Source organism: Streptomyces albidus (ex Kaewkla and Franco 2022) (assembly GCF_013870515.1).
In the GTDB taxonomy this organism is placed as follows: domain Bacteria; phylum Actinomycetota; class Actinomycetes; order Streptomycetales; family Streptomycetaceae; genus Streptomyces; species Streptomyces albidus.
Genome location: NZ_JACBXA010000437.1, coordinates 1 through 2526, shown reverse-complemented (window position 1 = coordinate 2526; position 2526 = coordinate 1). Strand labels below are relative to the sequence as shown.

Genomic DNA, 2526 nt, shown 5'->3' with positions numbered 1-2526 from the left:
CGAGCAGCACCGTGTCCACCACGTCGGGCAGTTCGGCGGCCGTGACGGTGCAGCCGGGGCGGATGCGCACTCCGATGGGCCGCTTCGACCAGCGGCGTGCGCGGTCGAGGTTCTCGGTGACCGCCCGCGCGTCACCGGCGGGCAGCTCCAGCACGCCGAGCGCGCCTGCCGCGGAGGCGGCGGCGGCCAGCCGTGGTGACGGCCGGTGCACTGGGTTGATCGCGATGACGAGACTCGATCGCGAGGACACGTCGGACGCGTCCGTATCCAGCATCCTCATGAATTCTCCCGACTGCACGATCGCTCGGTCCCAGCTGACCATGCGTAGTAGACGGGACGGTTTTCCATGCGGTCAACTGACTGCTTCCCGTGTTCCGGTCACTCTCCGTCAGTCGAGAGCAACAGGCCCACGACCGGGCATTTCGCCCTCCGTGGCACAGCAAGCAGGGCCTTCTCGCGCCCGTAATCCAGACTCAACGCAATGGACATTACGTTTGTCATGGCCATGTAACCGTCCGCTTACATGCCACACAGGCATTGTGTGGCAGATCACAACCCTGGAGCGGGGTTCCGGAAGCACGAACTGTTGTCGTCAACTCACGATGCGTAGCAGGAAGTTGACCCTGCCGGTGATCGGTGGCGCGACCAGCACGTTCCGGTCTGTCCCCGTACTGCCCTAGCCCCAGCGGTCGTTGTTCAGGGCCCGGGCGAAGCCACGCCAGGAGTCGGCCCCCATCACCCCGACGATCGGGCCGGTGCAACCATACTCGGCGGACACGTTCTGCACACCCGACCTGCACAAAGATACGGGAGTGACGGCGATTCCACTTCCGGCGCCCGGCAGATCGCGGCCGTCACCGCGCGCGACGGGGAGGGCGAGCGCCCGGGTCCGCACCCTGCCGGTGAGGGCCGCGTGAAGGTGCAGGTGCGGAGCCCTCGACGCGCCGCCGCGTCCGGGCGTCCCGGGTGTGCCGCCGAAGCGTCCAGCCCGTGCCCAAGTCTCTTCGGAGCGCGGGGATTCCATCGGCCGCCTGCCCCTTGTCGCGCATCCGTCGCCGCGCCGGCCGAGGGCCGCGGGCACCCCGACGACGTCGTCATCGGAGTCCTCGGGTCTGCTCAGTCTCGTTCTCGGATCACGACCGAAGTCGATCATGTGGGGGGCCTCCTCGGCGACTGTCCCGGTGGGGGTCGGAATGTCTACGCGCGGAGAACGTAACCCCCGTACTCACGAGTCACAAGAGACAGACACACAATGGCAATTACCTGCCACGATTTCGCGTGTAGAGCACGTCGCATTGTGCGTTTTCGGCTGCCGACAGCACTGAGAGATGACGTTTTCGGCCGTCCGGCACCGTTCACGCCACTGTCTGTCACCGTTCGGCGCTCAACCACCCACTGTTTTCCGCCCGTTCGGTAGCCGATCTCGACAACCGGACATTCCACAGGTAGGGGCGAGGGCCTCCATGTTGCGTGACTCCGGGCGTCAACGAGCCTGCGCGGAGGGGGCGTTCGGCCAAGAACACCGCACGTCTGCGTGGGCGACGGCTACCCCTTCGTGGCAGACCTCCTGCGGAGCCACACCGGCAGCAGATACCAGCAGCACACGAACCACACCATCACCACGCCCACGAGGATCTCCGCCAGGAGACCGGAGAGCACGACGTGAAGGATGAGCAGCAGCGTGGAGCCGACGGTGAGAGCGAGCAGCACCATCCCGCACATCATCAGCCGGCCGGCCACCTCCACGACCTCGTCCTTCATCCGCTGCCCGGACAGAAAGCGGTGTATGGACACCGGGGCTATCAGCGCTCCCGTCGCACCGGCGGCCAGGATCACGGTGGTCACGTAGACCGAGCGGTCGAAGGTGCCGAGGTCGGCGAAGCGAGCGGTGAAGGCGACGCTCAGCAGGAAGCCGAAGAGGATCTGCACTCCGGTCTGCGCGACCCTCGTCTCCTGAAGGATCTCGTTCCACTGGCGATTGACACGCTCTCGCGCGCCTTCCACCGCTCCCGTCGAGACGTGGTCCGGCGTCTCCGGCGCCGCATCGCCCTCGCGGGACGCCTCGCCCGGCGCGTCCGATCTGCCCGATGTGCCGCCGGGAGCCCGTACGTTGCCGCCGCTCGTTCCCACTGCCGTACCTCCCACTGATGCCCCGTGGTCCGCGTAACGGGGACGAATCGATGATCGTGCGCCGACCGGACCCCGACAAGGTCAGTGACCCGGCCCGCGACTTCCAACCCTCAGGTGACGGACCGCGCTCACCCCGGACCGCCTCGGCTTCGTCCGGCAGGGCCGTGCGAAGAGCCCCCCGCCCGTGCGAAGTGCCGTCCGGCCGTCGAAGAGCGGTCCGGACGGACCCGAAGGCTTGTCTAAACCGATTTAAACGGGCAGGGTGCGTGCCCATCCGAACCGAAGGTGAGAGAAGCCATGACCCTCCCCCGCAGACGAATCCTCACCATGGGAGCGGCAGTTCCGCTGCTTGCCGGGCTCGGCCCGGTGCCCGCGGCAGCGGCCGCTCACATGGTG

At 67.3% G+C, this 2526-nt stretch carries 2 protein-coding genes; both read right to left on the bottom strand.

Annotation, left to right across the window (positions count from 1 at the left end):
* On the bottom strand, positions 1-280 hold a 280-nt coding region (locus H5J26_RS30215; RefSeq protein WP_181769144.1), incomplete at its 3' end, for a hypothetical protein.
* Between the two features lie 1265 nt (positions 281-1545).
* The gene (locus H5J26_RS30210; RefSeq protein ID WP_309238127.1) at positions 1546-2130 is read right to left on the bottom strand and encodes a DUF6328 family protein; all 585 of its coding nucleotides are present in this window, start codon (positions 2128-2130) and stop codon (positions 1546-1548) included.
* Between the last annotated feature and the right edge of the window lie 396 nt (positions 2131-2526).